The following is a 2,139-nucleotide window of genomic DNA, read 5'->3' as shown; positions in this document are numbered from 1 at the left end:
TCAGGTGTCTACCAAACAGGGGTCATGTCCAAGACCGGGTTATAAGAATGAGTAAAAGAAGCCGAAGTCTGCGGGAACCTCATCGCGTTCTCCTTCGCTATCCCGCCAAGAGTTGATACCGACTACATTCTAGTTGTAAAGCACGAAAAGGAAACGACATCCCGCTATCAATACAGTGCTGGTGGCCGACGATTTAAGGGAGCGCTAAAGACTTAAAACGTCAGGCATGTAGTCCCTTAAATGACGAGGTTATGGGGTTCAGGAACCCGTGTGATTGCTTGTCCTCAGGGCTATGAACGCAGACTTAGAAGTGCACTCATGAAGGTCACCAATGATTCCAGATCGAGGAGGAGTACAAGCTGATTTGAAAGACCTGCCCCCCTTAGCCGCCGCATTCATTCACGTGTTCTAAAACGCTGGTCGCAAATAAACCATTCCAATAGACGGCCACCGACACTGCCAATAGACTAATTCACTCGACCAGACGGACTACTAAGGCTCGCGCATGGGTACGTCGAAGTTCGCGCTCGTGCGCACTGCATCCAAGATTCATGTCATAGGCACCAGCGCACACGTCTATTCCTACTGTTAATTCTCGGGCTTTCGAAGATATCCTTCACTATAAATTTACACACCTACTACTTCGTAAATTTTTGCACCTATTAAATTTGCAAACCCGATACCAAAAGCTGACGCCATCGAAAATATAGCTACTACAAATGTCCGATCTTTATCATCACCTTTGTCATACTGAAACTGCCAAGCCATAATAGTTGCGAGCGTCCGGGCGGTATGAATTAAGCAGAATACCGCCATCAAGGCTAATGAAAAGACAATCATTGATTGTAAGAGCACAGCACTGCTAACTAAGAGAATCCCGCCGAACACCCCCAAAGCAACTGCCAGCAAGAGTAAGGCGAAATTTGAAGCCCTACCTCCTTTCTTGAAGCGAGAGTTCTTCTGGATAACATAATTGATCGCAATTTCTATAAATACAGAGCACAATAGCAACCAACTAAGCTTACTTCCCTTGGACGCCAGTATGTACGGCACTAGAACGGAACCGGTTGTGATAATTGCGAATGTAACAAAGACTTTTAGACAAGAAATCCATACATCTGTTGCCAATGAAAATCTGACGGGAAATGAAGCTCGGCGTACAACGTCGACCCCTTGATTTTGCTTCAATACGTGCGTCGCGGCGATACAAATAAAATATCCAAAACTCCCAAGCAACGAAGCAAAGGTTCGAATCGAGACATCAAAAAGCAGAACGCATGATACGGTGGCTGTCCCAAGTAGAACGACAGTCAACGTAGCTGTTCGTAATGCAATTTTGAAACTAACTAGCTCCTCTTTTTGCAGGTAGCGTGGAGGAAGAGCACCTCTCAGAGGCGAAACAAACCTTCCAAGCAAAAAGATTCCAACCAAAGCACCCATCAATGGGATTTGACCAGGGATTATTCCAAGAACAACATATGCGACCACCTGAAGAATCTGCACACAGCCGAGAACCCTAGCTTCGCCCACGACATCTCCGAGACGTGCAAGCGGCAACGACAGAATTGTCCCAATAACAATGCCCGTGCCCACCGCATGCAAAGCACCTTGACCATCAAGACCAGATTCTACTGTCAGGTAACCTACAGAAGCTGCAAGAAATGAAGTCACGTATGCATCCACAAGAACATTCACTCTGATTACAGTTGCAGGAGAGAGCATTTTCCTTAAGAGCACCTCAAGACACCTCCAACTGGACTTCTACGAATGACCACTCAATGCTCGTGACATTAGAAAACTGAGCGACGAATCCGTCCACCGAATCTCGTAGCCCGGGGTAGACCCGCAAAAAGCAACGCCGAACGCTAATTCAACCATTTTGATTAGTGTAGCTGAAATACGTTCCTCGAAAGTATCAGCGCGAGGAGAAAGCACCGAAAGTGACGAAAAGATAGTGCCAAAGCGTTATGGACCTAGGTGTGGTACTCAAGGAGATTTGAGGTCGCTCCCCCAGTGTCGTTGGGGGCGGACCTTGAAAACGAAGAAAGAGACCGTTGAAGCGGTAGTAATGCTTCAACGGTCTCTCTTTGTTGTGTATTGAGTTATGGTTTGTTGTTTGGTGTCGGCGGTTTCTTACTC

At 46.7% G+C, this 2,139-nt stretch carries 1 protein-coding gene; it reads right to left on the bottom strand.

Features of this window, described 5'->3' with window-relative positions; all coding sequences use genetic code 11:
- Positions 1–627: 627 nt before the first annotated feature.
- Entirely contained in the window at positions 628–1,722 is a 1,095-nt protein-coding gene (locus HMPREF2565_RS00660; RefSeq protein WP_141745870.1) for a hypothetical protein, read from the bottom strand.
- Between the last annotated feature and the right edge of the window lie 417 nt (positions 1,723–2,139).

It is taken from the genome of Corynebacterium sp. HMSC072A04 (genome assembly GCF_001809235.1).
GTDB classification, from domain to species: Bacteria; Actinomycetota; Actinomycetes; order Mycobacteriales; family Mycobacteriaceae; genus Corynebacterium; species Corynebacterium hiratae.
This window is presented reverse-complemented; position numbering and strand designations above follow the sequence as displayed.